Consider the following 26,924-nt stretch of genomic DNA (forward strand, 5'->3'; position numbering starts at 1 on the left):
ATATACCGAAGTTCAGACTTTGGACTGCTGATGGCCAAAAATATAGGATGGCACGAATTCCTTTCTGCATCTGTCCAGATAATCTGACCACCACTGCATCATCGCCTTGCGGGCTTCCAGATGCTCCGCCTTGTGGATGTATGCTGCCCGAACGCTGTTACGCTCCTGGTGACTCATCTGCCGTTCAACCACATCCTGTGCCCATAGGCCAGACTCCATCAGGGCACTACAGGCCATTGCCCGAAACCCGTGGCCGCAGATTTCATTTTTTGTGTCATAGCCCATCAGGCGTAGCGCCTTGTTGACCGTGTTTTCACACATCGGTTTATAAGGATTGTGATCGCCGGGGAATACCAGCACCTGATGCCCGGATATTTCCCGTATCTGTTTCAGAATAGCGATGGACTGACGGGAGAGTGGAACGATATGTGAAGTGCGCATTTTTGTACCACGCCCAGAGTAGCGGACACCGGGGATGGCCTCGCGAGTGGCAGGAATGGTCCAGATTCTATTTTTGAAATCGATCTCAGACCAACGGGCGAAACGCAATTCGCTGGAACGGATGAAAAGGCGCAAGGTGAGTGATACTGCCAGGCGGGTTAACTCCCGTCCTTGCTGGTAGTCCTCAATACGAATCAACAGTTCCGGCAGTCGCTCCAGCGGAAGGGCAGGGTAGTGGCGTTTAACGGGAGGTGCGATGATACCGTCGAGATTTGCTGCCGGATTGTGCTCTATCAACTCCTGATGCACGGCATGACGCATGATGTTGCACATATGCTGCCGGGTACGTGCTGCGACTTCCAGCAGACCTTTTTGCTCAATGCCTTTCAGCAGGTCGATAAAGTGACGTGGTTTTAGTTCAGAGACAGGTAGATGCCCAATGATTGGAAAAATATGGTTATTCATGCTGGCGAGCAGACGGGTTGCGTGGTTCTCTGACCATGTACGGTTGCTTTTATGCCAGCTCAGTGCAACAGACTTGAAGGTTTCTTCTGGCAACGCAGTGGCTCTTTTAGAGGAGCGCTGTTGTGCTGGGTTGATATTATGCGCCAGCAATTTACGGATACCATCACGTTGTTGACGAGCGTCAGCCAGAGAGACATCAGGGTAGGCACCTAAGCCGAGGCGGGATTCTTTTCTATTGATACGATATTTGAGATACCAGAGACGCGAACCACCTGGATTAACCAGCAGGTACAGACCGTGAGAATCAGAAACTTTAAAGGGTTTTGCGGATGGTTTTAAGTTGCGGATTTTTGAGTCGTTAAGAGACATTTGGGGGTCACTCCGTCATCGAACCAACTTGACCCCAAATCTGACCACCAAATTCTCCCGATGCGGAGGGAAAACTAAAAATACATCGGGAAGACTTTTCACGCTAGCTTATTGAATCTAAATTACATAAGGATTCGCAGAGCGGCATGAAAACAAGAATTTGGCTCCTCTGACTGGACTCGAACCAGTGACATACGGATTAACAGTCCGCCGTTCTACCGACTGAACTACAGAGGAATCGTTTGAACGAGGCGAATAATAGCGATAGGGGACGGGCATGTCAAAGGGTGTAATGCAAAATAATGTTCGACTGCTGGCAGTTTAGGCAACTTGTTGAGATTTGAAGCGAAATGGCCGTTTGCTAGCATGAAATCTAGCCATTTAAGATGAGTGTGGATGGTATGTCGAAGTTTCGGCTTTCAGGTTTTGTATAAGAACAAAATCTTATTTCTGCATAACAGCCATAAGTTTGCATGATATTGGTGCATCTTTTTAGCGCATTGCTTATGAATGGCTATTTCCTATCTGAGTGGATTGGTCTGTTTTTATGATTTTTTGTTATTTTATAAGCAATTGATTCATTTTGTTCTCCATGTTTTGTCTAAATAACGTTGTTGGCCTGGATCTTGCTCTGGCTATTGTCATGAATTTTGCATTATCGGCATTGTGCCGAACTTCATTACCTGCAGAACATTGCATGATGAAGGTCAGCGTTATTTACCGGGTTTAAGGGAGACGGCAATGAATCTCAGACGTTTAAAGTACTTCGTAAAAATCGTTGATATCGGCAGCCTGACTCAGGCAGCAGAAGTGTTACATATTGCGCAACCAGCATTGAGCCAACAGCTGGCGACGCTGGAAGGTGAGTTGCATCAGCAATTATTGATCCGTACTAAACGTGGCGTAACGCCAACTGAGGCAGGCAGCATCCTTTATACTCATGCGCAGACTATTTTACGTCAGTGTGAGCAAGCCCAGAGTGCGGTCAATAGCGCGGGTTTGTCATTAAATGGTCAGGTTTCTGTTGGTTTAGCACCGGGAACGGCGGCAACTTCTCTGGCATTGCCATTATTGCAGGCCGTGCGCGAACAGCATCCGGGGATTTTACTCTACTTAAATGAAAACTTTGGCAATGTCCTGACCGATCTCACCGCCAATGGCCGGATGGATATGGCCGTACAATATGGCAATAAAAGCGCAGCGGGCGTGACTTTTATGCCGTTGATGAAAGAAGATCTTTATCTGGTTGGCAGCAACTCGGTACAGAACCCTGGCAAATACGTTGAATTAAGCGATGTTGCTAAGCTCAATCTTTTCCTGCCGAGTGCGCAAAATCTGTTGCGTAAGCTGGTGGACGAATCACTGACGCTGCGCCGCTTAAACGCTAAAGTGATTGGTGAAATTGAATCGGCTAATACACTGATTGCGGCGATTGCCAGCGGGCTAGGGGCGACTATTTTGCCAGAATCTGCCGCGCGCGCCATTATTGGGCCAGCCAATGCCTGGATGTCTTGCATTAGCAGCCCGTCAATTCAGGCGCCACTATCACTTTGCCTCTCCGATCATCTGCCGTTGTCACAGGCTGCACAAGCGGTGAAAAAAATCCTATTGTCGCTGGTGGAAAATAACAATATTGCGCAGGTTGCTGAGCCGATGCTGCTGGCGGGCTAAATCATTAGTTTTATTAGACTGTTGGTACGGCGGGCATCGTAGCCCGCCACTGAGGAGTTAGACAATAAAATCGGTAGCAGTATCAACTTGGCCGATGATGTGCACCAAAAAATCTGGATTAGCACTGCCTTTGAGGTTGAGCGCCAGCTCGCTGAGGTTATTCTGATCGTCATAAGACAATAGGGCTTCGCCTGCTTTGCCGCTAAAATCATCGACAAATTTAATAAAATCATGGCCTTTATCCCCATGATTAAAGTAGGAGAGGTCGATTTTATCTTTGCCTGTTTCAAAATCCCAAATTTTATCCGGTGATTTATAGGGCGAATCACTTAACGCAGAGAACACGAAAATATCATTACCACTGCCGCCCCAAAGCTGATCCTGACCGCCGCCGCCGTAGATAATATCATCACCGTCACCACCTTTTAGGATGTTATCTGCATCGTTGCCTACAATGACATCGTTACCAGAACCGCCAATGGCATTTTCAATGGTGACACCAGCAGCGATGGAGACATTCCCTTTCAGTCCTCCGACATCAGAGAAAGAACCTTCATTCAGGTTAATACGTTGGTAGTCTGAATAACCAGAGAAATCGAAAGTATCATTACCGCCGGCATCCCAAACGGAAAAAATCAATTTTTGGCTACTATCCGTCGCCGTATAAAAATCTCGATCGGTATTGGAATTAAAGCCATAAATGGTATCGTCGACCCGGGTTCTCATATTGGCACCGTACAAATGCTGCATGGCCGATATATCATCTTGTAAGGGGGCGGCAGCCCAGACGCCTTTAAAATCACCGCCTGTATTACTTTCACTAAAATAACTCATTAGACTAAATTGTCGGCTGTCTTCGACATAACTAGCATTTGAATCGTAGCTTGATTTACCTTTAGAGGCATTATATTCCCCAGGATGTGACAGTCCCAGACCGTGGCCGATTTCATGAGCGTAGGTTTGTCTCGCATGGTTACCTATTTCAGGGTCTAGTAATCCTTGACCGTGGCCAGAATTCATCCAAATTTGGCCTTCTACTTTATTTCCTTGATAGTCGTATTCATTTTGTTTTTTACCCGCACCGTAAGTAAATGCTCGTCTCGATTCTTCATTGGTGAAATTTCCAAACTTTAAATCAGAAATTTGATCTGATGCGACCTCAACGAAATGCAAATTAGCAACATCAGACCAAGATTGTAGGGCGAGTTTAGTTGCCTGTTTTTGAGTGTCGGTAAATACACTAAGGCCTGTCTCAGCATGTCCTTCTTTTCGATTTTGTACACCTGTTGTTTCATCGTATTTCCACTCAGGGAAACTATAGGTAACAGTGGCTTCTTTGCCTGTTATCGATTTACCGTTCCAGGTGTAATCCCTGCGGGCTATATGGGTTCCTGCATCATCGATATCTAAAGAAGGCTTTCCTCCTACGTTTACTTCGTCACCACGTTGATAATAGTTAAGTAGTTGATTAACACTATCCCAACCAGTTGCTTTTTCATGTGAATTATTATGCATAACTTCCTCGAGGTTTTAATTAAAACAATGACGTATTTTAAGTGTGGGCGCTGGTAACATATATTTGTTATCGCGATTTTCCCCAAGGTTATAATAGTTTATTTTTATTTATTATGTGGCGAGTGTGCCCGTTTCTGGGCATTTCTTTGTTTATTTTTTATGGTTTTTAAAGTGTTTTTATAAAATGTTACTTATCGAGATGTATAGGCTTTTTTTATTTGTGCGGGCATTTAATTATATTGTGTGGACGTTTTTTATAGGGAGGGGATAGAAAGGATTATATATTTTGACGTGATGTTAATATTGCCTTTTGTATGGGTAAGCAAGAAAGGGATGCAATCTCATCTAGATGATAAGAGAGATTGCATATTGCTAGTTGATTTTTAAGAACAGCGTGCCAAAGGCATTATTTAACGAGAGTAAAGCGTTCGCCGCTAAATACTCTCACGGGCATGCCGCGCACGATATGATGATGGAACAACCGACGTTCGGCTCTTTGCGCATCTAACTGGTATTGCTCAAGCTGCTCAAGTTTGTGAGCGATCAGCAGGTAAGCCAGCCGTTTATTGGCATGTTGGCTGCGTTCGCTTTGTACTTTCACGCTAATACCGCTGGCAATATGGGTTGCACGCACTGCCGACTCGGTTTTATTAACATGCTGTCCTCCGGGGCCGGAAGATTTCAAGGTTTCAACGCGAATCTCGCTGTCTTTCGGTATCACGGTTGCAGAGAAACGCGCGACGCCGATAAACCAGTTTTTGCGGTTGCGACCGCTTCGCCATGGGCTATCGCAAATCCATTGCAAAGTACCACACCATTGGTCTGCCAGCTGTTCTGCCAACTCGCCGTTAAGCGTTAACAGCACAGAACGCAACGTGTTGGGGCGATTGCCGTTTTCGCATTCGACTTCATTCACCTCAACCTGCATCTTTAGCGCTTCTTTCGTCAGTTGCCGTAGCGCCAGGCTGACCGCCAGACAACATTCATCTGGCCCTTGAGCCGCTGAGATCTGTAATAAAATCATCACTGGCCTCCGCTGGTTTTGTAAGTCAGCACCGGCTTCATACGTGCGACGAGCGTGACCAATCCGGCCTGTTGCAATGCTCCGACAACGCTGTCAATCGGCTTATATGCCTCTGGCGCCTCCTGATAAATCAGTTGGCGATCGCGGCAAATCACTCGGCTGCCGAAACGGGTTCTTGCTAGTTGCTCGACGCTGAAGCGGGCTGACAAACGATCTTTGCATTCTGAGCGCATCCATTTGCGTCCGGCACCGTGAGCCAGCGAAAACAGGCTGCTGGCATGTGGATGTGGCTCAACGACATAGCTGTAATCACCACGAGATCCAGGGATCACCACTAAACCTTCATCGGCAGGCGTTGCCCCTTTGCGATGCAGCCAGCCGGTGATGCCATCAATCGTTGCTTGTGCGAGCAGGTTGTGATGGATATCCAACAAGCATGCTCCCGATGTACGCAAGCGTGACAATATACGCTGGGCGATTAATTGCCGATTAAAATGCGCAAAATCTAAGGCATGCTGATGCTGCTGCAAATAGTGGCTGGCATCATCGCTATTTTCCAATAATCCATGATGGCCGTGAACACGAATATGTTCATCCAATATATGCTGACCCAAGCCGCGGGAGCCGCTATGCACCAGTAGCATAAGACGTTTATTATCAATATTATGTTCGGGTTGATATATTTCATCAACTTGCAGTAATTCAGAAAAGTGATTGCCGCCGCCAATCGTACCTAAAGTATAAGAATAGGGCTGAAATTCGGCAGGAATATCCGTTATTACTTCATCCTCTATTGGGCCATCAATATTGCCTAAACGTTTTTCCAATTTATCCAATGGCTGTTTTGCCACGCTTAATTCAGTTTGCCATAGCGACATACCGCAACCGATATCATTGCCGATTAATGCCGGATAAAAACGATGCTGCGAAAAGAACGCTGCGCCGACCGGATAACCGCGACCTGGATGCAAGTCTGGCATACCAGCGACCTGCACCATATCTGCAAGTTTTGCTGTTGTTTCAAGTTGTTGGATTGCATTGCCTTCAATCCATGTGTGTTCCGACGCGATCAATGAAACGCGTGGTGACACGGAGCGTATAATATTGCCCATAACCAATCCTAAAGACTAATTTATTTAATTTGGATGTGGCAGGCCGAAGCCAGAGCAATACCTGAAGGACTATAGAGCGATAAAAAATAAACTCTAGATTAGACAGGAAATTATGCCTGGATTGTCGACCCGCAAAGAGTAAACAGTGCTTGATAATTCATGATGTACCTCCTTTGCAAAGTGAATGAGTAAAAAAACGAGCAGGATGCTATCTATAAAAATCGGTAATGTCAATTAATTGAATTTTTTTAGGCGTATTATCCGGAAAATATTTCTTTCCCATATTTAAATGGGTGGACAATAAAAAGAATGTGCGGGCACTAAAAAGTGTGAGATTGATTTTCTCTGAAGGTAACGTCTGGGAACCTGTCTCATTAATCTAAATGTTAATACGCCAGATTATATCTCTAAAAGTATGTAAGAGCCCGCTTGTTCCACAAAGCCGTTTTATCGATAACTGTTTTGGTCTGTATCCGGGCAGTTGGCCGTTGGCCGGTTTATGCACCGGCCAATCCTGTTTTATGGCAACGCTTACTCAGTAAATAATTTCACCACACTAGTCATATTTTCCTGACCCAAATTGCGCTCTAACGCTTGACGGAAGACGTCATGCGCGGCGGCAACAGTCGGTGCCGCACCGGTTGAACCCGCGGCGCTTAGAGTATAAGCAAAATCTTTCTCGATAAGCTCCACAGGAAACAGTGGGGCGAAATTCCCGTTGAGCATAGTGCTAGAAAGATAGGTAGCAATCGGTGCCCAAACTGACGTTCCAGCGATGGCCGCGAGTGCTTTGTTTACATCGGTGCCATGGCGTTTTAGCAGGCCGATAATTTCCGCTAAAGCCGTCACCTGAATTCCCATCAGCGCGTTAGTCGCCAGCTTAACTAATGCCCCATCGCCCAATGCGCCAACATGATGAATGCTTGAACCCATTTCTTCTAGCAGCGAGCGGCTACGCTGCAATGTGTCCGCGTCTCCCCCAACCAAATACACCAACTGCCCGGCTTCAGCCTGTGGGCGCGAACCCGATACCGGGGCTTCCAGCAGCGAGACATTGTGATGGGACATCTGTGCACCGAGCGCTTTGATCCACGTTGGCGTCAGCGTCGAGCTTTCAATGGCGACACTGCCAGCGGCCATTCCTGCTAAGGCCCCGGTATGTGGGTCAAGCCAAACCTGTTGTGAGGCGGCATCATCACGCAGCATGGCGATAACAAATTCGGCACCATCCACAGCTTCTCGCGGAGAAGAGGCTTGCGTTACGTGTTGACTTAGCAATGGTTCTGCTGCCGTCGGTGTCCGATTCCAAACGGTGACATCATGTTTGGCGGCGATCAAATTAGCGGCCATACGTGACCCCATTGCGCCTAAACCGAGTACAGTAATTTTGCTCATTAGGTTGTCCTGTCAATTGAGTGAAGCAATGTTATTAAATGCCCGTTGTGGCTTAGCGCGATGTGCGGGTAGCAATCACTAAAATCAGCCCCGCCAACACAAAACCGGCGGATACCGCTGGAATAGGCGATGGGCCAACGTGGTTGATGAGTAAGCCGCCGATTAATGCCCCCGTGCCGATGGCGGCATTAAATACTGCAACGTTAATGGAGGTGGCTGCATCGGCCCCGCCTTTAACGGCAGACGCGCCGTTAAACACACTGGTTTGTAGCAAGACAGGCAGTGCGCCGTAGGCCGCACCCCAGACAACAAAAGCAATGATCATTGAGGTCGTGCTGACAGCAGCAACGTTCATGGCGATCAGACTCACGGCCAGCATGGCGGTGACAACAATTAAGCAGGCACGCAGTGATTTAGCAGCGAAGGGGCCGATGGCAAAATTGGCAACCACTCCGGCACCGCCGTAAATCAACAGCATCACGCTGGTTTGCGCAGCACTTTGGTGTGCGACTTCTTCCAGGTAAGGTGCGATGTAGGTGTAGGCTAAAAAGTTACCGATCACTACCAGGGCGGTAACGCCGAAAATTGCCATCAGCGTAGCGTTTTTGAGGATGCGTGATACGGCGCCACGAATAGATGAATTAGAAATACGCACCGCAGGAACTGACCAGACGACGATGGTAAATACCACCAGACTCAGCACCGCGAGGGCGGCAAATACCGCGCGCCAGCCTTCATGTTCACCAATAATTGTCCCCGCAGGCACGCCGAGCACGGTTGCCAGAGAGACGCCGCCGAAGACGACAGATGTAGCGCGTATAGCGTTACGTGCGGAAACCAGATGCACAGCAGTGACGACCGCGGTGGACCAGAATACCCCGATGGCGGCGGCGACCATAATGCGTCCGATAAGGACTAAAAAATAACCGGGTGCTAAATAGGTCACCAAATTGCCTAAACAGCAAACGGCTAACAGTGCTGCCATCAATACCTTTCTATTAATCGAACCGAAAATACTGGTTAAAGGCGTGGCGGTGAGCGCCACCAAAAAGGCGAAACAGGTGACCAGATAACCCGCTGCACCCAGGGAGACATTCAGGCCAGCCGCCATGGAAGGCAGCACGCCAACTGGCATTAACTCGGTACTGACAAAAGAGAAGCAGCCCAGGCTTAAAGCCAGAACGGCGATAACGCTACGCGCCTTGGAGATAGCCAGCCCGTGCGCATGGGAATGTGTATTATTTGTCGATGAATGCATGAATTAATCTTTTATCTCTTGGTTAAAAATAGGGGATTTTAGGCAACGTATGCCCGCCTTAGATTTGCTAAAGCACCCAATTGAATGCGTTGTAAACGGTTAATGGTGACGAAGATTTACCGAAGGGAAATGCCATGCCGACTCTGCTTCTCCCGTAGCGTCGCTGTTTATCAATTGGCGCTACATGGAATGAATTGTGAGATTTTTGTCATCTAATTGCGATAGCATGAAAGGCATATCATTTATGACTGGGAATCAAGAATGAGTATTTTTAGCTCGCAATTGCTGGAAGGCGTAGATGTGATGGCCGCGGTGGTTGATACCAAAAGTTTTGGTGGAGCCGCGGAGATGTTGGATATGTCACAATCTGGTGTCAGCAGGGCGATTGCACGCCTTGAGGCGCGGCTGGGTATCCGCGTATTCGAACGTACCACGCGTTCGGTAAGGTTGACGGATGAAGGCCGTGAATTCTACGAACAAGTTATGCCGCTGATTGGTGCGCTAGCAGAAGTGACCGGCAGCGCCGCAAGTAAGGTGCAGAAGGTACAGGGACGCTTACGGGTTAATGTCGATCCTCTGTTTTCCAGTCATATCTTAGGGCCGAACCTTGGCGCATTTATGGATAGCCATCCAGAGTTGGAGATTGAACTGCGTAGTCGAGAAGATTTAGGTGACCTGGTGGCCGATGGGTTTGATCTGGCGCTACGTTTTGGTCATCCTCAGCCTTCATCGCTGGTAGCCCGCAAGCTATTTGCAACAAGAGTACTTGCTATGGCTTCACCCGCTTATATCGAGAAATATGGTCATCCGTCTTCGCCGATTGAACTGGAAACGCATCCACATCGTTGCATCATGTTTAGAGAGCCGGTAACAGGTAAGCCTTTCCCGTGGGAGTTTCATCAGGGCAAGAAAACATTGAGCGTGAAACCACAAGGCACAATTACCGTGAATGATTCTGGCACGGTTGATAGCATGTGTCTGGCCGGTCTCGGCATTGCTCAACTCTTCGAATTTGGTTCTGAGAAGTACCTGACTTCTAAGCAACTCATTAATCTTTTCCCCGCATGGCCAGATAATTTTTTTCCACTTTATGCCTATTACCCGTCACGTCATCATGTCCCTGCTAAAACCCGCGCGTTATTGGATTTTGTGATGGGATTGGTAGGGTGAAATCTTATGAGGGCAGCAGAAATAGCATAATCGTAAGGCATTTTTGGATAAGTGAAACGGGAACCGAATGATCCCCGTTGGTAACCTCGATCAGCAGTCTTGAGCCTGCTGATGCGCGCTAACTCTATGGTGATTACGCATCCAACGCACAATATCGATTGCCACAAAAATCAGCAAACTTATACCCATTAGCGGCAAGCAATAGCCCAATACCACGGCAATCAGCAATGTAATACCGCGCCAACCAATAGACAACGCCTGCCAGCACGAAAGCAGTGTTTGCGCAGGGTGTATTGCGGCTACAGCCGGGCGGCGAATCCACCAGATGCGGTAACCCAGTACGATCATCACGCACAGGCCAAGACCGAAAGCAGCAAGAATTAGCTGATTGGCCAGACCGAATAAAATACCCATATGCGCGTCGATTCCCCAACGTGTCAGTTTGGCCAGCAGTGGGAATTTAGCGAACCAAACATGATCGATAATGGCAAAGGTGTTCGGATCAACTGACACCGCATCTACCTGCGTTGGCCAACCGCGATCGACCTCGGTTACCGTCCAGGCTTTATCCGCTGCTTTGGGCTGGCGCAATTCGACTTTGGAAGCCGTAATGCCGGCAGCGCGAGCTGCTTGCAAAACTGTATTCCAATCAGCATCAGCACGGTTTTGTCTTTTAGCTGGAGTTTGGGTCGATGCAGTGGACATATCCATGCCTGACATATCCATCCCGTCCATACTGTCTTGCTGTTTTGCTGGAGCGGGGATTGGCGCTGCACCGTGGTGTTCAGCGTGAGGATCGATAGCGACAGGCGCGTTTTGAGATTGCAAGTTGGTATTCACCTGCGGTGTCATCCAGTTAAACTCTGCACGCATTTTATCGATGTTATTGCCGGCCCATTGCGACCAGGTCAGTCCGGTTGCAGAGAAGAACACCAGTCCGACGAACAAGACTAAACCGAGTGTAATATGCCAGTGGCGTGCTGCGGCAAAACGACCTTTTTGGCTTTTTACCTTACGACGAGGGCGGGTACCTAGCCAAAGAATGACGCCACCGAGTGCGGCAACCCATAACCAGGATGCTGCCAACTCGCTATAATTTCTGCCGAGATCGCCAAGCAACAACTCGCGGTGCAGCCCATCGAGCCAGGTACGCAGTGGTAAAATCCCCGATGTGCCGTAAACCGGTAAATCGCCTTTTATTTTTAGTGTGTAAGGGTCAACAAACACCGAACGTGACTCAGAAGCTCCAAGTTTATTATCGACAAACTGAACGCGAGTCGTATCCGTTGCGCTCGGTGCCGGGCGTACGGCATAAATAAGGGTGTCCTCGCCAGCATAATGACGTGCGGCGACAATCTGTTGTGATAGCGGCTGTGCGTTGCCTTGTGGCTCGGTTGTTAATACATCTTTATAAATAAAACCTTCAATTTGTGGCGTCAGGACGTAGAGCGTCCCGGTTAGTGCCGCGACAAAAATAAACGGCGCGATAAACAGACCAATATAAAAATGCAGGCGACGGATCAGAGTAAAAATTGTATTTTTCGCCGTCGGTGCGGCGTGCGATGTATAAGACATAGAATTTCCAGTTGTTCGACATTACCTCACAGGCACGTGAACCTCTGCTAAAAGCAGCGGCTAGCGCCTGTTATGCGTAAAACGGGGTCACAACCGGATATTTAGGTGGGGCACGCGGATGCTGACAACGGCAGCGGCGTGCAATCACGCGGGCAACAATATAACGTGGCGGTGGGGCGCGGGTGATGATCAGCAGCAGCCAGATAATCGGAATGAAGACCCAGAATACCAGCGCCACGTGAATCAGCAGCTCGCAATAGCCACAGGCGAAATGGCCTTCATCCATCATGCTGCGATCGTCCATCATCATCGCCGATGACGAACCGTGGTGCATTTTCATCCCTGGCATCGTCGACATATCATGATGACTCATCATCGCTGAGTGCGCAGAAGCATCGATATTCATCGCGTGCATTTGCTGATACATCAGGGTTTTTGACACCACCGGAGCAACAAATAGCAGCAGTATTGCCAAAATAGCAATACAAGCGGTCAGCTGTTGTTGTCTCTGGTGCGACAGTTTCATCAAATAAGAAAATGTAGGTCAATTAAATGTGGCGGCAGTGTAGCGCGATATGCGGGGTTAGGTAAAATAAAGTGGCGTCTGTCGGTGATATTCAGTTGGAGGAAAACGAGGTAGGTCTCATACGGCCGTGAGTTTCAGGCCAATAGCAAAATACCGATAAAGGACTGAAACTGCTACAAGATGCATCAGACAAGGATCTGACCGAGTTCACGAAATGAGCATCAGGTGTTGAAGTCTGAAGCGCATAAGAGAGTTGAGATACAGCTAACAATACTGCCCCTTAAAGTATAAAGGAAATCTTTAAAACTCATTGTTTTGAAGCTGAATACCATATGCATGGCCATTTGAAATTTCAAAGCCAACCACAACATGTCGAGGTGGCGTTTTTTTACTCTGCGAAGTCAAAATATAATTAACAATAAATTGTCCTTTCGTAGGGAATTGATAAAAAGAAGAGGGGATGCATAACTTTCCATTATCAACTGCTAAATTTGGCTTGTACTTATACCATCTTTCCTTAATAGGTGTATCCCTAGATGAAATAGTGATGATTTCTGGTTGGTAATTACGTGGATCTAAAACCTGAAAACATATCTCCCGATCAGACAGACTTACGCTGGCTGTTTCAGTAGGCTTGTAGCGAATATCAAGCCTATCACCAGGACAACCTGTCAGCATAATGATTGGCAGAATGGATATGAAATTTTTCATTTTTTTATTCATGTTGACACCGTCTAAGGAAATGCTTTAAGTGTGCTTTTATATTTGGTGCTAATTATTTCTTCTTTTATATCACCATCGAGGGAAACATTTCTCTTACCTCTCTCATCTATCCAGGTAGCATAGCCGAATTTATCTAATAGGAAGTGATCAGCTATTATCTGCGCTTGTTGCTCCATAGGGTAATCATATAGTCCACGATTATCTAATTTATAACGGTAACTAACCATCCCACTAAAAAAACCACGAGTCCTAACCATCATTCCTTTTTCATGTTGCCACACATGCGTCATTTCGTGAATGAATAAATGTTGCAGCCCCGAACTTTCTATAGAAAAATCATATCGATACCAATCCCTAAAGTAAAGTTCTCCATTTGGCGTCATCGCTGTTGCCTTGTTCTGCAGCCCAAATGGGAGGTAACTATCATGATGAATCCATACCTTATTATATTGTATGGAATTTTTAAAAACCGACTTAGCTAAGTCAATTTCCCCAAGTGTTAATAGCCGAAGGCTACCTTCTTTATTAGCTCTCATAATCCACTCACTTTGTATGGTTATTGATTTTAGTATATGGAAATAATTATTTGTAGCAATAGGGTTATATGTTTTTTTAGGTTTTTATTTTAAATAAAAATGTTCTATTATCGAAAAGTATTAGTATGTATTGACTTTTTTAGGCGAGACAAGAATAGTGATTATTTTTAAGATTTTGAAATCTATGGTTTATTTGTTAGCTAAAACTCATTGGAGTTTGTCTGTAATTCTTCATGAACGTCACTAAACTCAAAGTTGATAATTTTTGTAATAATTAATGCGTTTTTCATAAGCCGTTGCTAAGCAAGAATTATAATCAGTGAAGAAAGCAACAGAGTTTTTTTCATTAATAAAACCTTCTGCGAGGCATTCATTGGAAATGTATATATCCCAACTCTCTTTGGCTTTCTTGATTAAAGAGATGAATTCATTGTAATTATCTAAATTATTTTTAGATGAAGTGACTTTTTGAATGAATTCTTTATATTCATCCTCATATCTATTTTTATTCTGAGTGGATAAGTAGATCATGCAGTTTTGTACGGCCGGTGACATCGGTTTTTTATAACAGCTATCTAGTGTTTCATTCTTAAAGTAAATAATATTGTCTTTCTTGGCGTTAGCGCTGAATAAAAAGAATGCACATAGTAATATAGTGTATTTTGTTTTCATGTTATTTCCTAAAGAGTCTCTGGTTTTATTTTTAGCTTATACCATTACGTAAATTCAATGTATGCACGTTGATTTAAATCAAGAGGGTGTAAAATTAATGCTTAAAGCTTCCACCTCTAGTTATTTTAACTTTTTATATTTAACTCATCGATTTTTAGATGATTTAATTTTGAGTATCATTCATCAGAACGATGAGTGATGAGTTATAGCAAATGATATCGCATATTCACGTGACTAAATCCAATAACCACGACCTCATCCCCATGTAGTCATTTCATGATATGAAACGTTCACAAAGCGGCTGCATTATGATCTGTTTTGGCCCGGCACAGCCGAGAGCGGCATCGTTACCACTTCTAGTTTTTCGCCACCCCAGCAAAATGCCAATATCCTCTAATAAGAATTGTCTTAAATACCTAGGATTACACATGGATTATTTGCCATTTCTCAGTGGTGAGAACTATCATTCTCAAACGGGTGTCAATCCTAATGCGCAGATGGATGATGACAGGCACCTTGCAACAACCCGACCACTGAGTTGGGTTTTTTGCATTAAATGGTATTTAAAACGTCGGCTGTTTAAGGATTAATAAGATAAGGGTTATTAAACCCCAATCGGCATCGCCACCTTAAACCAGATCTCATGCCCAGACGGGCGGTTGCGGACTTTGAACTCTTTTAAGAAACGGAACTGTACGGTGATGTGTTTGGGGAGTTCGTAGTGGATGGCGGGGCCGAAGCCGATTGAGCGGCCCTTAAATCCGTTCATATAAACCTGGCCGTCTTTTTTATCTTCGGTCGTTTGTATTAAATAAAAGCCGTTAACGCCGATATGTAATCCGTCATACACTTCGTAGCTGGCTGAGTAATCGAAATGGAAAACTTGGCCTGAGGTGTAATTGCTTTTGTGGTTTTTGAGATTGAAATTGTAATCAACCTTCATTGATAGCTCTGACTTTTCTGTCGGTAGCCAGGTAAACGCCAGCTGCGGCTTGATGGTGAAAAATCCGTTGCCGCTATTGGCGAGTTGTTCTTTTTTATAGGCTCCGGTGGGTGAGGTGATCTCCAGCGAGAGCGCGGTGTTCATTGCCGGCGTTGGTCCCCAAACTAGCAAAGGTGCAAAGGTTAAATCGCCGAAATTAGAGATGCTGTTGCCGCGCCCGCCAAGGTGGATTCTTTTCTCCACGTAGGGCAATACCACATAAGCACCGAGCCGGGCATTAAATACGCGGATGCCGCTGATATAATCGAATCGGCTCATCCACAGCTTGGAGCTGACGTTAAACTTCTTCATATTTTTATTCGCGAAATGCGAAGAGTAGTAATGCTCGTAATATAAGTTATAAGCGAAAGTATTATCAGGCACCTGGTTAATGTTGGGGGTGACGACAAAGAAAGTATCTGCGCCTGAAGCGATATTATCTGCACCGCTTTCTGTGGCGTAAACTTTAGTGGTAACCAGTAAATAAGTTAATAGACTAAGAGTTTTTATTATTTTCATTGCTGCCTCTTTTTATAAAAATATAAATAAGCAGACAATTTCTCTGTAAATGAAATACAGAGAAAGACAACGTCATTCTCATTCGTGTGGGTGCTGATAAATAGACTGCACTATTTTTTAGCCGGGTAATTGCGCGGCAGATCTCGTTTTATCTAAAATGGCGTTTTTGTTGTTAGTGAAATGTCATGCAGATAGCAAAATAAAAGTCAGTATCAACAAATAACCGCACTGGCACGTGCGTATTTTAATAACTCTATTCACTTATTGGGTGACGGCGTTGCCAGTACGGCACGGGCGCGCTCAAGAATAAAATCAATCAACGTGCGAGAAGCGCGGGTCTGGTAGCGATTCGGGGTATAAAGCATAAACATGGTGGTGCCAAAAATACTCAGGCGCAGATTGTCAAAGGCGGTGATCACTTCGCCGGTTTTGATGTCTTCTTTGATAATGTAATCCGGCACAATGCCAACGCCTAAACCGGCTAATATCGCCCGCCGTAGGAAGGGGAAATGTTCGGAAAATAGGGTTGGTTCCAGCATCACTTCATAGCGCTTTTCCCCTTGATATGCCGCTAAACGCAACTGCCGGCCAACGACGCCAGAGGTGATAACCGGCACGGAGCGCAGCTGTTCCAGCCGTTTTGGCATGCCGTGTTGTTCCACGTAACTACGAGCCGCGCAGACAAAAAAGGTCACCGGGCCAAGTTCGCGCGCCACCAGTGATTGCGGAGGCTCCGACATCACGCGGATGGCAATATCAATCTCATCCCCCAACAAATCTTCAATACGGTTCTCGAAGGTAATTTCCAGCACGATATCGGGATACAGCCGTTTGAACTCTATCAGCCAGTCGGCGGTGATCGACTCGCCAAAACCGGACGGCACGCTTAAACGTACGCGTCCCTGAAAACCTTGCCCCAGCTCAAATAGCGTTTCTTGCGCCGCCTGCAACTCATCCAAAATGCGCCGCCCGTGCTGGTACAGCCGCATGCCGACTTCGGTTGCTTCGATTTTGCGCGTAGTACGCCGCACCAGCTGCACGCCGGTGGACTGTTCGAGTTGTTTTAAGTGGTAGCTGACGTTGGCGCGGGACATTTTGAGCTTTCGTGCGGCCAGGCTCAGGTTACCGGCGTCAATAATTTCCACTAAGAGCGTAAGGGAATTCAGGTTCATAGGCACATTGTTAAGTTTTTTTGAACACAATGTAAAGCAGCTGTGTGATTGTCAATAAATTTTGTCCATGTCATTAATCGGTCACTTAGCGTACTGCATCCGGAATTTCCACCAGGAAACACGTCATGGAGACAAGTATGAGCGCCGATATTAAAGATGAAAGTATTACTGTCATTACTCTCTCAAATCCCCCCGTTAATGCGTTAGGCCAAACGCTGCGTCGTCATATTATCGATAGCCTGGATAAGGCGGAGAAGGACCCGGCCTGTCAGGCCGTGCTGATCTGCGGCAGCAATCACATATTCTCAGCGGGGGCGGATATCAAAGAATTTGGTTTGCCGCCGAAAGCGCCTTCACTGCCCGAGGTGTGCCAGCGTGCGGAATCCTTTAGCAAGCCGGTAGTTGCGTTGATCGAAGGCGTTGCGCTAGGCGGCGGACTGGAACTGGCGTTAGCGGCGCATTACCGTATTGCCATGCCTGCCAGCAAACTGGGCTTGCCGGAAGTGCATTTGGGGTTAATACCCGGCGGGGGTGGAACACAGCGCATGCCGCGATTGATTGGGATTAGCGCCGCGCTGGATGTGATCCTCAGTGGGCGGCATGTTCCGGCATCCGAAGCCCTATCGATAGGATTAATCGATAGACTGCTGGACAGCGATAAAGACGTCTTGTCGCAAGGCATCACGTTTGCCCGAGAGATTATTCACTCTGGCAGCAAGGTGCGCAAAACCTGTGATGAAACAAAGTATCAGGCAGATAAGCCCGCCAATAAAGCCGCATTACAACAAGCCCGCGACAGCGTAGCCCGGAGCGCACGCGGGTTATTTTCTCCTGAGAAGATTATCGATGCGATCCAGGCGACGTTGGAAAAACCTTTTGCAGAAGGGATGCGCATTGAGCGCGAATGTTTTATCCAGTGCCTCAATAGCCCGCAACATAAAGGCTTAACCCACGCGTTCTTTGCCGAGCGCGAAGCTGCTAAGCCGCCACAAATACACAATGCCCAACCACGAGATCTTAAACAGATAGGGATTGTTGGCGGCGGCACGATGGGCGTCGGTATCGCTATCTCGATGCTTGATGGCGGGTTTAACGTGGTGATGGTGGAACGTGATGAACAAGCTTTAGCGCGTGGACGAGCCAACATTGAAAAAGTCTACGATATGCTGATTGCCAAAGGCCGGCTTAATGGCGGAGATAAAATCACCCGCATGGCGCATCTTACCGGTGCGACCGACTATTCGGCATTAGCCCAGGTTGACCTAGTGATCGAAGCCGTGTTTGAAGAGATCGCGGTCAAAAAAGCGCTGTTTGCCGAGTTGGATCGCGTGTGTAAACCCGGTGCGGTATTAGCCAGCAATACCTCCTATTTGAATATTAATCAGATTGCCGCCGTGACGTCGCGCCCGGGGGATGTCATTGGCCTGCATTTTTTCTCACCCGCCAATATCATGAAATTACTCGAGATAGTCATCGGCGAGAAGACCTGCGATGAGGTGGTGGCAACCGGTTTTGCGTTGGCGAAACGCCTCAAAAAACAGCCGGTTCGCGCGGGCGTCTGCGATGGCTTTATCGGTAATCGTATCTTGGGCGTGTATCGCACCGCCGCCGATTACATGATGGAAGACGGCGCATCGCCGTATCAAATTGATCAGGCAGTTCGCCACTTCGGTTATCCAATGGGACCTTATCAAGTCTCGGATCTTGCCGGTGGCGATATCGGTTGGGCAACGCGTAAATCTCATGCCGCCACCCGTGACCCTAAACGCCGCTATGTGCGTATTGCCGATGCGTTGTGTGAACGCGGCTGGTTTGGGCAAAAAACTTCACACGGCTATTACCTCTACAACCAGGATAAGCGCAAAGGCGAAGAAGATCCCGATGTGCTGGCGATCATCAGTGAAGAACGCCGTAAGGCGGGGATTAAACCGCGCACCTTCAGCGAAGAGCAAATCTTGCGCCGTTATCTGGCCGCAATGGTTAATGAAGGGGCCAATGTGGTGCAAGAAGGCATCGCCAATCGGCCTTTGGATGTCGATGTGGTGCTGTTGTCTGGTTACGGTTTTCCGCGCTTTCGCGGCGGGCCAATGAAGTATGCCGATCTTGTCGGGCTGCCAAAGATTTTGGCCGATATTAACGAGTTTGCTAAAGAAGAACCGCTATTTTGGCAGCCCTCGCCGCTGCTTGTTTCTCTGGTGGAGAAGGGGGCTGATTTCGAGAGCCTGAACCGCTCCGCCTCTTCTGCACATTCACCTACCAGTAAGAGGAGTTGATGATGCGTGAAGCCGTCATTGTCTCTACCGCACGCACGCCGCTGACCAAATCACATCGCGGTGAGTTCAACATTACGCCGGGGCCAACATTAGCCGCCTTTGCTATTCGCGCCGCCGTTGAGCGCGCAGGTATTGACCCCAACAGCATTGAAGATTTAGTGCTCGGCTGTGGTTATCCCGAAGGTTCTACCGGACGCAATATTGCTCGCCAGAGCGCAGTCCGTGCCGGGCTGCCGATTAGCGTTCCCGGCGTCACCGTTAACCGTTTTTGTGCCTCCGGCCTGCAAGCTATTGCTTACGCCGCCTCGCATATCGTGATGAACGGCGCACAGGCAGTGGTTGCCGGCGGAGTAGAAAGTATCTCCGGCATCACCACTCGTGAAAATGCCAACAGCACAGCCGATCCCTGGTTACAGGAGCATAAACCCGAACTCTATTTGCCGATGATTGAAACCGCCGACATTGTTGCTGCGCGTTACCACATTAGCCGCGAAGCACAAGATCAGTTCTCGGCAGAAAGCCAGCGGCGAACCGCAGCGGCACAGCAGGCTGGCTATTTTCGCGATGAGATCATCGCGTGTACCACCACCATGGAAATCGTTGATAAAACCACAAAAGCCGTCAGTACTGCCGAGGTGACGGTGGATGCAGATACCTGCAACCGACCCGGCACTACCTATGAAGGACTGGCAAAACTGCCGCCGGTTCGCGGCCCCGATCAGTTTGTTACCGCAGGCAATGCCTCACAGCTGTCCGACGGCGCTTCGGCTTGCGTGATGATGGAAGCCAAAGCCGCGCAGCAGTTGGGCTTACAACCTTTAGGTGCATTTCGTGGCTTTGCAGTGGCTGGATGTGAGCCGGATGAAATGGGCATCGGGCCGGTTTATGCGGTGCCCAAACTGCTGGCACAGCACGGGCTAAAAGTCGGCGACATTGACCTGTGGGAACTTAACGAAGCCTTTGCCTCACAGGCGCTGTATTGCCAGCAGCGTTTGGGTATTCCCCATGAGCGGCTCAATGTTAACGGCGGTTCTATCTCTATCGGTCATCCATTCGGCGTCACCGGTGCGCGACTGGCCGGACATATTTTGCTCGAAGGGCGGCGGCGTGGCGCACGTTTTGCGGTAGTTACTATGTGCATCGGCGGCGGTATGGGCGCGGCAGGCTTATTTGAAGTCTATTCATAGCGCGTCATACGCACGGTTTTACATCGACTAATTAACCAGTAATGAGGTGGATCATGGATCTGGATTTCACACCGCAAGAAGAGGCCTTTCGTCAGGAAGTGCGCCGCTTTATCTCGTCAAACTTGCCGCCAAGCCTCGCTGATAAAGTGAAAAACGGGCTGCGGTTGAGTAAGCAGGATATGGAGTCCTGGCACGCGATACTCAATAAACAGGGCTGGCTTGCCAGCCACTGGCCACAAGAACTGGGTGGGGCCGGATGGAGCGTGATGCAGCAGTTTATTTTCGATAATGAATGTGCCGCAGCTAATGCGCCACGCATCGTACCCTTTGGCCTGAGCATGCTCGGGCCGGTAATGATCAAATACGGTTCTGAGCAGCAAAAGCGCTATTGGTTGCCACGTATCCTCGACGGATCCGACTGGTGGTGTCAGGGCTACTCCGAACCCGGTGCTGGTTCAGATTTGGCCGGATTAACCACGCGTGCAGTACGTGATGGCGATGAATATATCGTCAACGGGCAGAAGACCTGGACCACGTTGGGCCACTTTGCCAACATGATTTTTTGTCTGGTACGTACCAATTCTGAAGTGAAAAAACAGCAGGGGATCAGCTTCTTGCTGATTGATATGTCCAGTCCCGGCGTTGAAGTTCGACCGATTATTACTCTGGATGGCGCACATGAAGTTAACGAGGTGTTCTTCACCGATGTGCGGGTACCGGTTGCCAATCGGATAGGCGAAGAGAATAAGGGCTGGACCTACGCTAAATACCTGCTGACTTACGAACGTACCAATATTGCCGGTGTTGGCAACGCTATCGCGGCGCTGATGGCGCTTAAACAGCAGGCGAGCAAGCGTTACAAACGTGGCAAGTCATTGTTGGACGATGCGGCGTTTGCTGCCCGAGTCGCGCGGGTCGAGATCGCCCTAAAAAATATGCGTACTACCAATCTGCGGGTGATTTCAACGGTCGCTAACGGCGGTGCGCCGGGGGCGGAAAGCTCGATGTTGAAAGTCAAAGGTACCCAAATTCGCCAAGAGATTTCAGCGCTGGCTCGCCGTGCTGAAGGCGTTTATGCCCAACCCTATATTCCACAAAATCCGCCACAAACCTTGGCAAATAACGATAGTGACTTAGCCGTTGGCCCCGCAGGTGCCGCGACGGTGGGGATCCAGTACTTCAACAACCGTAAGTTGTCTATTTTTGGCGGTTCAAATGAAATCCAGAAAAACATCATCTGCAAGATGATTCTTGGCCTGTGAGGAGATGCTGATGAATTTCGACCATAGCGAAGAGCGCCAGATGTTGGCGGATATGCTGCGCCGTTATCTGAAAGAGCAATATGCCTTTGAAACCCGCAATGCGATTGCTGCATCGCCCACCGGCTTCAGCCGCGAGCAGTGGCAACAGTTTGCTGAGCTTGGCGTTATCGGCGCATTGTTTAGCGAAGCGGATGGGGGCTACGGCGGCGAAGGTTTTGATATCACGCTGATATTTGAATTATTAGGCCATGCGCTGGTTGTCGAACCTTTCCTCTCTACGTTGATATCTGGCAGTGCGATTGCCCAAGCGGGTACGCCATCCCAACGCAAACTGATTGCCGAGATGATCGCCGGTCACAAAATCGTGGCGTTTGCCCACGAAGAACCTGAATCGCGTTTTGAGCTTAGCTATGTCGAAACCGTGGCGCAAATGTTGGACAACGGCCGCTGGCGACTGGACGGTGTGAAAGCCGTGGTGAGAGATGCCGAAGCCGCTGATTATTTCCTGATTAGCGCCCGCAGTTCCGGCGGTGTGGAGCAAGAGCAGGGGATCTCGCTATTTCTGGTGCCCGCCAATAGTGCAGGGATTTCTTTGCGCGGCTACCAAACCATTGACGGTGGACGGGCAGCTGAGTTGAACCTCAACGGCGTATTGCTTGATGACAGTACGCTGCTTGGCCCCGCCGGTAAGGGGTATGCCACGCTGGAACAGGCGGTAGGGCGCGGCGTGCTGGCGTTATGTGCTGAAAGCGTAGGGGCAATGGATGAAGCCAAAGAGGCGACGTTGGAATATCTGCGCATTCGCCAACAGTTTGGCGTACCTATTGGCAGTTTTCAGGCCTTACAGCACCGGATGGCCGATGTATTAATGGAAATAGAACAAGCGCGATCTGCGGTGATTAACGCCGCTGCCGCGCTGCAACAGAGTGGCAGAGTACGTGAACAGGCGCTCTCAGCGGCGAAATATACCGTGGGTCACATCGGTATTCTGGTTTCTGAAGAGAGCATTCAGTTGCACGGCGGTATCGGTATGACCTGGGAACTGCCGCTGGCACATCTCGCCAAACGATTAGTCACCATCGACCATCAATTAGGCGATGAGGATTATCATCTTGAGCGTTATGTGGCGCTTGGTCGGGAGGTGATGTCATGAGTGACATCCTGTTAACGCGCCGCGAAGGTGCGGTGCTGGTGCTGACTATAAACAATCCCAGTGCGCGTAATGCCATGAGTTTTGAGTTCTTTCCGGCGCTGACCGCCGCATTGGCACAAGCGCAGACCGATCCGCACATTGGCGCGATAGTTCTGATGGGTGCCGATAACTTTTTCTGTTCTGGCGGTGATTTACGACGTCTGGCGCACAGCCATGAATTTACCCTTCAGCAACGACGTACGGGCATTGAAACACTGCATCAAATGATCCGGGCGCTACGTGATTGTTCAAAACCGGTGATCGCCGCCGTAGAAGGCGGTGCAGCGGGCGCTGGCGTGTCGTTAGCTTTGGCCTGCGATCTGCTAGTCATTGCCGATAACGCCTATTTCTCCGTGGCTTACGTCAAAGTTGGGTTAACGCCAGACGGTGGTGTAACCGGATTTTTAGCCGACGCCATGCCACGCCAATTAGCGACCGAACTCTGTCTGACCGGGGAGCGGATCTTCGCTCCGCGTCTGGCACAGCTAGGTATTGCTAACCGATTGGCCGAGGCCGGGCAGGTAGAAATGCAAGCGATGACGCTGGCCGCTTGGTTAGCGCAAGGCCCAGGGCGGGCAATGGGGCGCATTAAAAAATTGTGCCGTGCTGGCAGTGGCAACACGCTGATGCAGCAATTGGATTTAGAAGCGCAATGTATGGTCGAGTCACAAGGCGATAGTGAAGCGCGCGAAGGTATCAGCGCCTTTTTAGAGAAGCGGCCCGCTGATTTTGTTGCATTACGTGGTGCTGCCAGAGGTGGCCATCAATAACCCGTCGGCGCAAGTCGCCCGCGGTGATGGGCATTCGTGACTGATTACCTCAACACTGGCCTGCAAGTATGACCGGTATAGAAGGATCTATGGCTATGGAGTCTGTGTCTTTTAACACGCCAATTATCGATTTATTCGGTATCCGCTTGCCCATTGTTGCCGGTGGCCTGATGTGGCTCTCTGATGCAAATTATGTTGCCGCCGCTTCCCGAGCGGGAGTTATGGGCTTTATTACCGCCGCTAGTTTCCCTGAATTACCGGCCTTGCGGGCTGAAATCCGCCGCTGCCGCGAACTCTGTCAGGGCGGCAGTTTTGGTGTCAACGTCTCGATGCTGCCCAAGCTGGTGGAGGGCGAACAGACACAGGCGGTGTTTGCCGCGATTGCTGAAGAAGGGGTGAGGTTTGTCGAAACCTCAGGACGCAGCCCTGAAGCTTATTTGCCGATGCTGCATTCGGCGGGCATCAAGGTGCTGCATAAAGTACCCAACCTGCGTTTTGCTATTAAAGCCGCTGAGCTTGGGGTGGATGCGGTGTCGATTGTCGGTGCCGAATGCGGCGGCCATCCGGGGTTAGATCTGATAGGGAGCTTTGTGCAGGCCGCCTGGGCTAAGTCCCATATCACACTGCCTTATTTGATTGGCGGCGGCGTGGGGGAAGGTAGCCAAATTGCGGCGGCATTGGCCATGGGGGCATCGGGCGTAGTTATCGGCACCCGTTTTCTGGTTGCCGAGGAGATTTGGGCGCATGCCGATTATAAGCGCCAGCTTATTGCCTCTCAGCCAACCGATACGCAGTTGTGTATGCAGTCGATTCGTAACACCGTGCGCGTGTTGCGAAACCAAACCTCCGAAGCCGTGGTGGCGTTGGAAGCCAGCATGGCCGAGGTGCGAATTGAGGATTTGTTGCCGTTAGTCTCAGGGAAAATAGGCCGCAATGCTTATGCCACAGGAGACTGGTCGCAAGGATTATTGTCTGCCGGACAGTCGCTGGCCTTTGTCGACCGAATTGAACCTGTTGCCAGTATTGTCTCACGCCTGGAACAAGAGCTATTGCAAGCGCTGGAACGATTGCACCGTATCGCAGGTGAACCGAGGCAATCGACGGGATCCTTTACGACATCAATAAGGAAAGGCTTATGACAGATCATTCGCTTACGTCTACTGATTCGCACAACGCAACATACGCAATGAATGCTCCGTTTTCTCAACGATTCCCCATTAAAAGTGAGCAGGATATTTGCCGTCTGGAGCAGACGCCCTTTGAGCAGGCCTTGGCCGTAACCAATACCTATCAACTTTTTCAAAATTCGGCGCGAGCCTTTGGCGAGAGCACGGCGCTGACGTTTTTGGTTACCGCAGATCCTGAACAACCGCCGATTCGTTGCTCTTATGCTGAGTTATTTACTGGTATCACTCAAACCGCCAATCTGCTCTATAGCTTGGGTATTCGTGAAAACGATGTGATTGCCATTTTGTTGCCCAACTGTATCGAGTGCCATTTGGCACTGTGGGGCGCAGAAGCCGCAGGGATCGTGTTGCCGCTCAACCCGCTATTTAGCGATGAGAAGCTTGCTGCGATGATGAACGTAGCGCAGGTTAAAGCGCTGATTGCCTATGGCGCCAATGCCGATGTTGAGTTCTGGACGAAAGCGCTTAAATTGCGCCAACAGGTGCCGACGCTTCAGCATTTGTTGCGCGTGATGCCAGCGTTTGAAACTGAACCTCCCGCCGCCGCGCCTGCTGATGACGTGATCGAATTTGATAGTCAGCGGTTGTTGCAACCCGGTCGTCGATTGCTCAGCGAACGACACTTTCACTCTTCAGATATTGCCGCTTATTTCCATACGGGGGGCACCACCGGTATCCCAAAAATTGCGCGTCATAGCCACGGCGCACAAGTATTTAGTGCCTGGGCATCGGTGCAACTAATGGGATCTGGCCCCGGCTCAATCACCATCAACTGTTATCCATTGTTCCATGTTGCCGGTGCGTTATCGGCATCACTTTCTGCACTTTCTTCTGGCGTTGAAACCGTTATCCCAACCACCAGACTGCTGCGCAATCGTCAGGTGCTATTCAACTACTGGCGGCTGGTGGAGAAATATCGCGCCACCACCGTATCTGCGGTACCCACGGTATTAGCTGCATTGCTGAACATCCCGGTTAATGGGGCTGACATATCATCGCTCCGGGCTTGTCGTACCGGCGCGGCGCCTTTACCGCAGCAATTGGCGGATGAATTCACCCACCGTTTTGGCATCCCGGTAAGTGAAAGTTTAGGTATGACCGAAATGGCCGGGATTTCGACTATTACGCCGCCTGAGATGCGCGGGCCTGCTGGCTGTGTCGGGCTGCGTTTGCCATATTCACATTTAAAGATTGTGGCGCTCGATAAGCAAAATAGGGTCACAGGGCAAGTGTTACCAACCGGGCAGGCGGGCATGGTGTTGTTTAGCTCACCCAATCTTTTTTCCGGTTACCTTAATCCGCAGGACACCGAGAGCGCCTTTACCAAAGAAGGCTGGTTGATCACCGGCGATATCGGCTTTGTTGATGAAGTATCGCGCTTGCATATCAGCGGTCGGGCCAAAGATTTGATTATTCGCAGCGGTCATAATATCGACCCAAAAGTGATCGAAGATGTGCTGGCAAGCCATCCAGCGGTGCAGGTTTGCGCCGCCGTCGGTGCGCCGGACTCTTATGCCGGAGAGGTGCCGGTTGCCTTTGCTGTACTACGCCCAGACAAAGAGGCGACCGAAGAGGAACTGCTGGCATTTATCGGCCAGTATGTTGATGAAATCCCCGCGAAACCGAAGCAGTTAACCATTCTCGATAGCATGCCGGTGACCAACGTTGGCAAAGTCTACAAACCGCAATTGCGTGCACTGGCTGCCCAGCGCAGCGCCACTGAGCTTATCAATAAAATGTGCCAGGAATATCACCTCGACGCGAAACATACGCCGCGGGTTGAGCTTATCAGTGAGAGCAGTTTACGCGTGTCGTTAGCCCCCGTTGGTGGCATGGATACCGAACACGGTCTATCCGAACATTTTCGCACCGAGTTGGCGCGGATCCCTTTTCATATCGATATCCAGTAAGGCCGAAAGCGGCGGTAT

At 49.1% G+C, this 26,924-nt stretch carries 22 protein-coding genes and 1 tRNA gene; 9 read left to right on the forward strand and 14 right to left on the reverse strand.

Going from position 1 to position 26,924, the window contains the following annotated elements:
- Window positions 1-12: 12 nt before the first annotated feature.
- Both ACL9RG_RS01140 and ACL9RG_RS01145 read right to left on the reverse strand, forming a co-directional pair.
- Window positions 13-1,275 (reverse strand): tyrosine-type recombinase/integrase, encoded by a 1,263-nt coding sequence (locus tag ACL9RG_RS01140; RefSeq protein WP_422790723.1) that lies wholly within the window; start codon window positions 1,273-1,275, stop codon window positions 13-15.
- 161 nt (window positions 1,276-1,436) lie between these two features.
- Window positions 1,437-1,512: transfer RNA gene (locus tag ACL9RG_RS01145), tRNA-Asn, on the reverse strand.
- Window positions 1,513-2,016: 504 nt separating this feature from the next.
- Here ACL9RG_RS01145 and nac point away from each other — a divergent pair.
- A complete protein-coding gene (gene nac / locus ACL9RG_RS01150; protein ID WP_422790724.1) occupies window positions 2,017-2,946 on the forward strand; it encodes a nitrogen assimilation transcriptional regulator NAC in 930 nt (309 codons plus the stop codon).
- Window positions 2,947-3,003: 57 nt separating this feature from the next.
- Here the strand turns inward: nac and ACL9RG_RS01155 are convergent, their stop codons facing one another.
- The 5 genes from ACL9RG_RS01155 to ACL9RG_RS01175 all read right to left on the reverse strand — a co-directional run bounded on the left by ACL9RG_RS01155 (window position 3,004) and on the right by ACL9RG_RS01175 (window position 9,250).
- Entirely contained in the window at window positions 3,004-4,461 is a 1,458-nt protein-coding gene (locus ACL9RG_RS01155; protein ID WP_422790725.1) for a serralysin family metalloprotease, read from the reverse strand.
- A gap of 406 nt (window positions 4,462-4,867) precedes the next feature.
- Entirely contained in the window at window positions 4,868-5,485 is a 618-nt protein-coding gene (gene prfH / locus ACL9RG_RS01160) for a peptide chain release factor H (protein ID WP_422790726.1), read from the reverse strand.
- Window positions 5,485-6,597 carry an RNA ligase RtcB family protein gene (locus ACL9RG_RS01165; protein ID WP_422790727.1) on the reverse strand — a complete coding sequence of 371 codons (1,113 nt, stop codon included), beginning with the start codon at window positions 6,595-6,597 and terminating at the stop codon, window positions 5,485-5,487. The genes prfH and ACL9RG_RS01165 overlap by 1 nt, the downstream gene beginning before the upstream one ends.
- A gap of 531 nt (window positions 6,598-7,128) precedes the next feature.
- Window positions 7,129-7,992 carry an NAD(P)-dependent oxidoreductase gene (locus ACL9RG_RS01170; protein WP_422790728.1) on the reverse strand — a complete coding sequence of 288 codons (864 nt, stop codon included), beginning with the start codon at window positions 7,990-7,992 and terminating at the stop codon, window positions 7,129-7,131.
- Window positions 7,993-8,044: 52 nt separating this feature from the next.
- Entirely contained in the window at window positions 8,045-9,250 is a 1,206-nt protein-coding gene (locus ACL9RG_RS01175) for an MFS transporter (RefSeq protein WP_422790729.1), read from the reverse strand.
- A gap of 261 nt (window positions 9,251-9,511) precedes the next feature.
- Here ACL9RG_RS01175 and ACL9RG_RS01180 point away from each other — a divergent pair, with 261 nt between their 5' ends.
- The gene (locus ACL9RG_RS01180; RefSeq protein WP_422790730.1) at window positions 9,512-10,420 is read left to right on the forward strand and encodes a LysR family transcriptional regulator; all 909 of its coding nucleotides are present in this window, start codon (window positions 9,512-9,514) and stop codon (window positions 10,418-10,420) included.
- 90 nt (window positions 10,421-10,510) lie between these two features.
- Here the strand turns inward: ACL9RG_RS01180 and ACL9RG_RS01185 are convergent, their stop codons facing one another.
- From ACL9RG_RS01185 to ACL9RG_RS01215, 7 genes are all read right to left on the reverse strand, one after another.
- Complete coding sequence (locus ACL9RG_RS01185; RefSeq protein WP_422790731.1) at window positions 10,511-11,995, reverse strand: PepSY-associated TM helix domain-containing protein; 1,485 nt, start codon at window positions 11,993-11,995, stop codon at window positions 10,511-10,513.
- A gap of 70 nt (window positions 11,996-12,065) precedes the next feature.
- Window positions 12,066-12,521 (reverse strand): DUF2946 domain-containing protein, encoded by a 456-nt coding sequence (locus ACL9RG_RS01190; protein WP_422790732.1) that lies wholly within the window; start codon window positions 12,519-12,521, stop codon window positions 12,066-12,068.
- A gap of 300 nt (window positions 12,522-12,821) precedes the next feature.
- Window positions 12,822-13,244 (reverse strand): putative T6SS immunity periplasmic lipoprotein, encoded by a 423-nt coding sequence (locus tag ACL9RG_RS01195; protein WP_422790733.1) that lies wholly within the window; start codon window positions 13,242-13,244, stop codon window positions 12,822-12,824.
- An 11-nt stretch (window positions 13,245-13,255) separates the two neighbouring features.
- A complete protein-coding gene (locus ACL9RG_RS01200; RefSeq protein WP_422790734.1) occupies window positions 13,256-13,780 on the reverse strand; it encodes a type IV secretion protein Rhs in 525 nt (174 codons plus the stop codon).
- Between the two features lie 249 nt (window positions 13,781-14,029).
- The gene (locus ACL9RG_RS01205) at window positions 14,030-14,452 is read right to left on the reverse strand and encodes a lysozyme inhibitor LprI family protein (protein ID WP_422790735.1); all 423 of its coding nucleotides are present in this window, start codon (window positions 14,450-14,452) and stop codon (window positions 14,030-14,032) included.
- A 604-nt stretch (window positions 14,453-15,056) separates the two neighbouring features.
- Window positions 15,057-15,953, reverse strand: coding sequence for a SphA family protein (locus ACL9RG_RS01210; RefSeq protein ID WP_422790736.1), 897 nt, complete (start codon window positions 15,951-15,953; stop codon window positions 15,057-15,059).
- A gap of 257 nt (window positions 15,954-16,210) precedes the next feature.
- Window positions 16,211-17,125 (reverse strand): LysR family transcriptional regulator, encoded by a 915-nt coding sequence (locus ACL9RG_RS01215; protein WP_422790737.1) that lies wholly within the window; start codon window positions 17,123-17,125, stop codon window positions 16,211-16,213.
- A gap of 137 nt (window positions 17,126-17,262) precedes the next feature.
- Here ACL9RG_RS01215 and ACL9RG_RS01220 point away from each other — a divergent pair, with 137 nt between their 5' ends.
- The 7 genes from ACL9RG_RS01220 (at window position 17,263) to ACL9RG_RS01250 (ending at window position 26,906) form a co-directional block, all read left to right on the forward strand.
- Window positions 17,263-19,398, forward strand: a complete 2,136-nt coding sequence (locus tag ACL9RG_RS01220; protein ID WP_422790738.1) for a 3-hydroxyacyl-CoA dehydrogenase NAD-binding domain-containing protein — start codon at window positions 17,263-17,265, stop codon at window positions 19,396-19,398.
- Complete coding sequence (locus ACL9RG_RS01225; protein WP_422790739.1) at window positions 19,398-20,585, forward strand: acetyl-CoA C-acyltransferase; 1,188 nt, start codon at window positions 19,398-19,400, stop codon at window positions 20,583-20,585. The genes ACL9RG_RS01220 and ACL9RG_RS01225 overlap by 1 nt, the downstream gene beginning before the upstream one ends.
- Before the next feature lie 53 nt (window positions 20,586-20,638).
- Window positions 20,639-21,847, forward strand: a complete 1,209-nt coding sequence (locus ACL9RG_RS01230; protein ID WP_422790740.1) for an acyl-CoA dehydrogenase family protein — start codon at window positions 20,639-20,641, stop codon at window positions 21,845-21,847.
- A 10-nt stretch (window positions 21,848-21,857) separates the two neighbouring features.
- Window positions 21,858-23,000: an acyl-CoA dehydrogenase family protein gene (locus ACL9RG_RS01235; protein ID WP_422790741.1), complete on the forward strand. Its 1,143-nt coding sequence runs from the start codon at window positions 21,858-21,860 to the stop codon at window positions 22,998-23,000.
- Window positions 22,997-23,809 carry an oxepin-CoA hydrolase, alternative type gene (locus tag ACL9RG_RS01240; protein WP_422790742.1) on the forward strand — a complete coding sequence of 271 codons (813 nt, stop codon included), beginning with the start codon at window positions 22,997-22,999 and terminating at the stop codon, window positions 23,807-23,809. Before ACL9RG_RS01235 ends, ACL9RG_RS01240 begins: the two co-directional genes overlap by 4 nt.
- An 89-nt stretch (window positions 23,810-23,898) precedes the next feature.
- Window positions 23,899-24,948, forward strand: a complete 1,050-nt coding sequence (locus tag ACL9RG_RS01245) for an NAD(P)H-dependent flavin oxidoreductase (protein WP_422790743.1) — start codon at window positions 23,899-23,901, stop codon at window positions 24,946-24,948.
- Window positions 24,945-26,906, forward strand: a complete 1,962-nt coding sequence (locus ACL9RG_RS01250; RefSeq protein ID WP_422790744.1) for an AMP-binding protein — start codon at window positions 24,945-24,947, stop codon at window positions 26,904-26,906. The genes ACL9RG_RS01245 and ACL9RG_RS01250 overlap by 4 nt, the downstream gene beginning before the upstream one ends.
- Window positions 26,907-26,924: the final 18 nt, after the last annotated feature.

Origin of the sequence: Rouxiella sp. Mn2063 (assembly GCF_049319665.1) — a bacterium.
Taxonomy (GTDB): domain Bacteria; phylum Pseudomonadota; class Gammaproteobacteria; order Enterobacterales; family Enterobacteriaceae; genus JBMOUD01.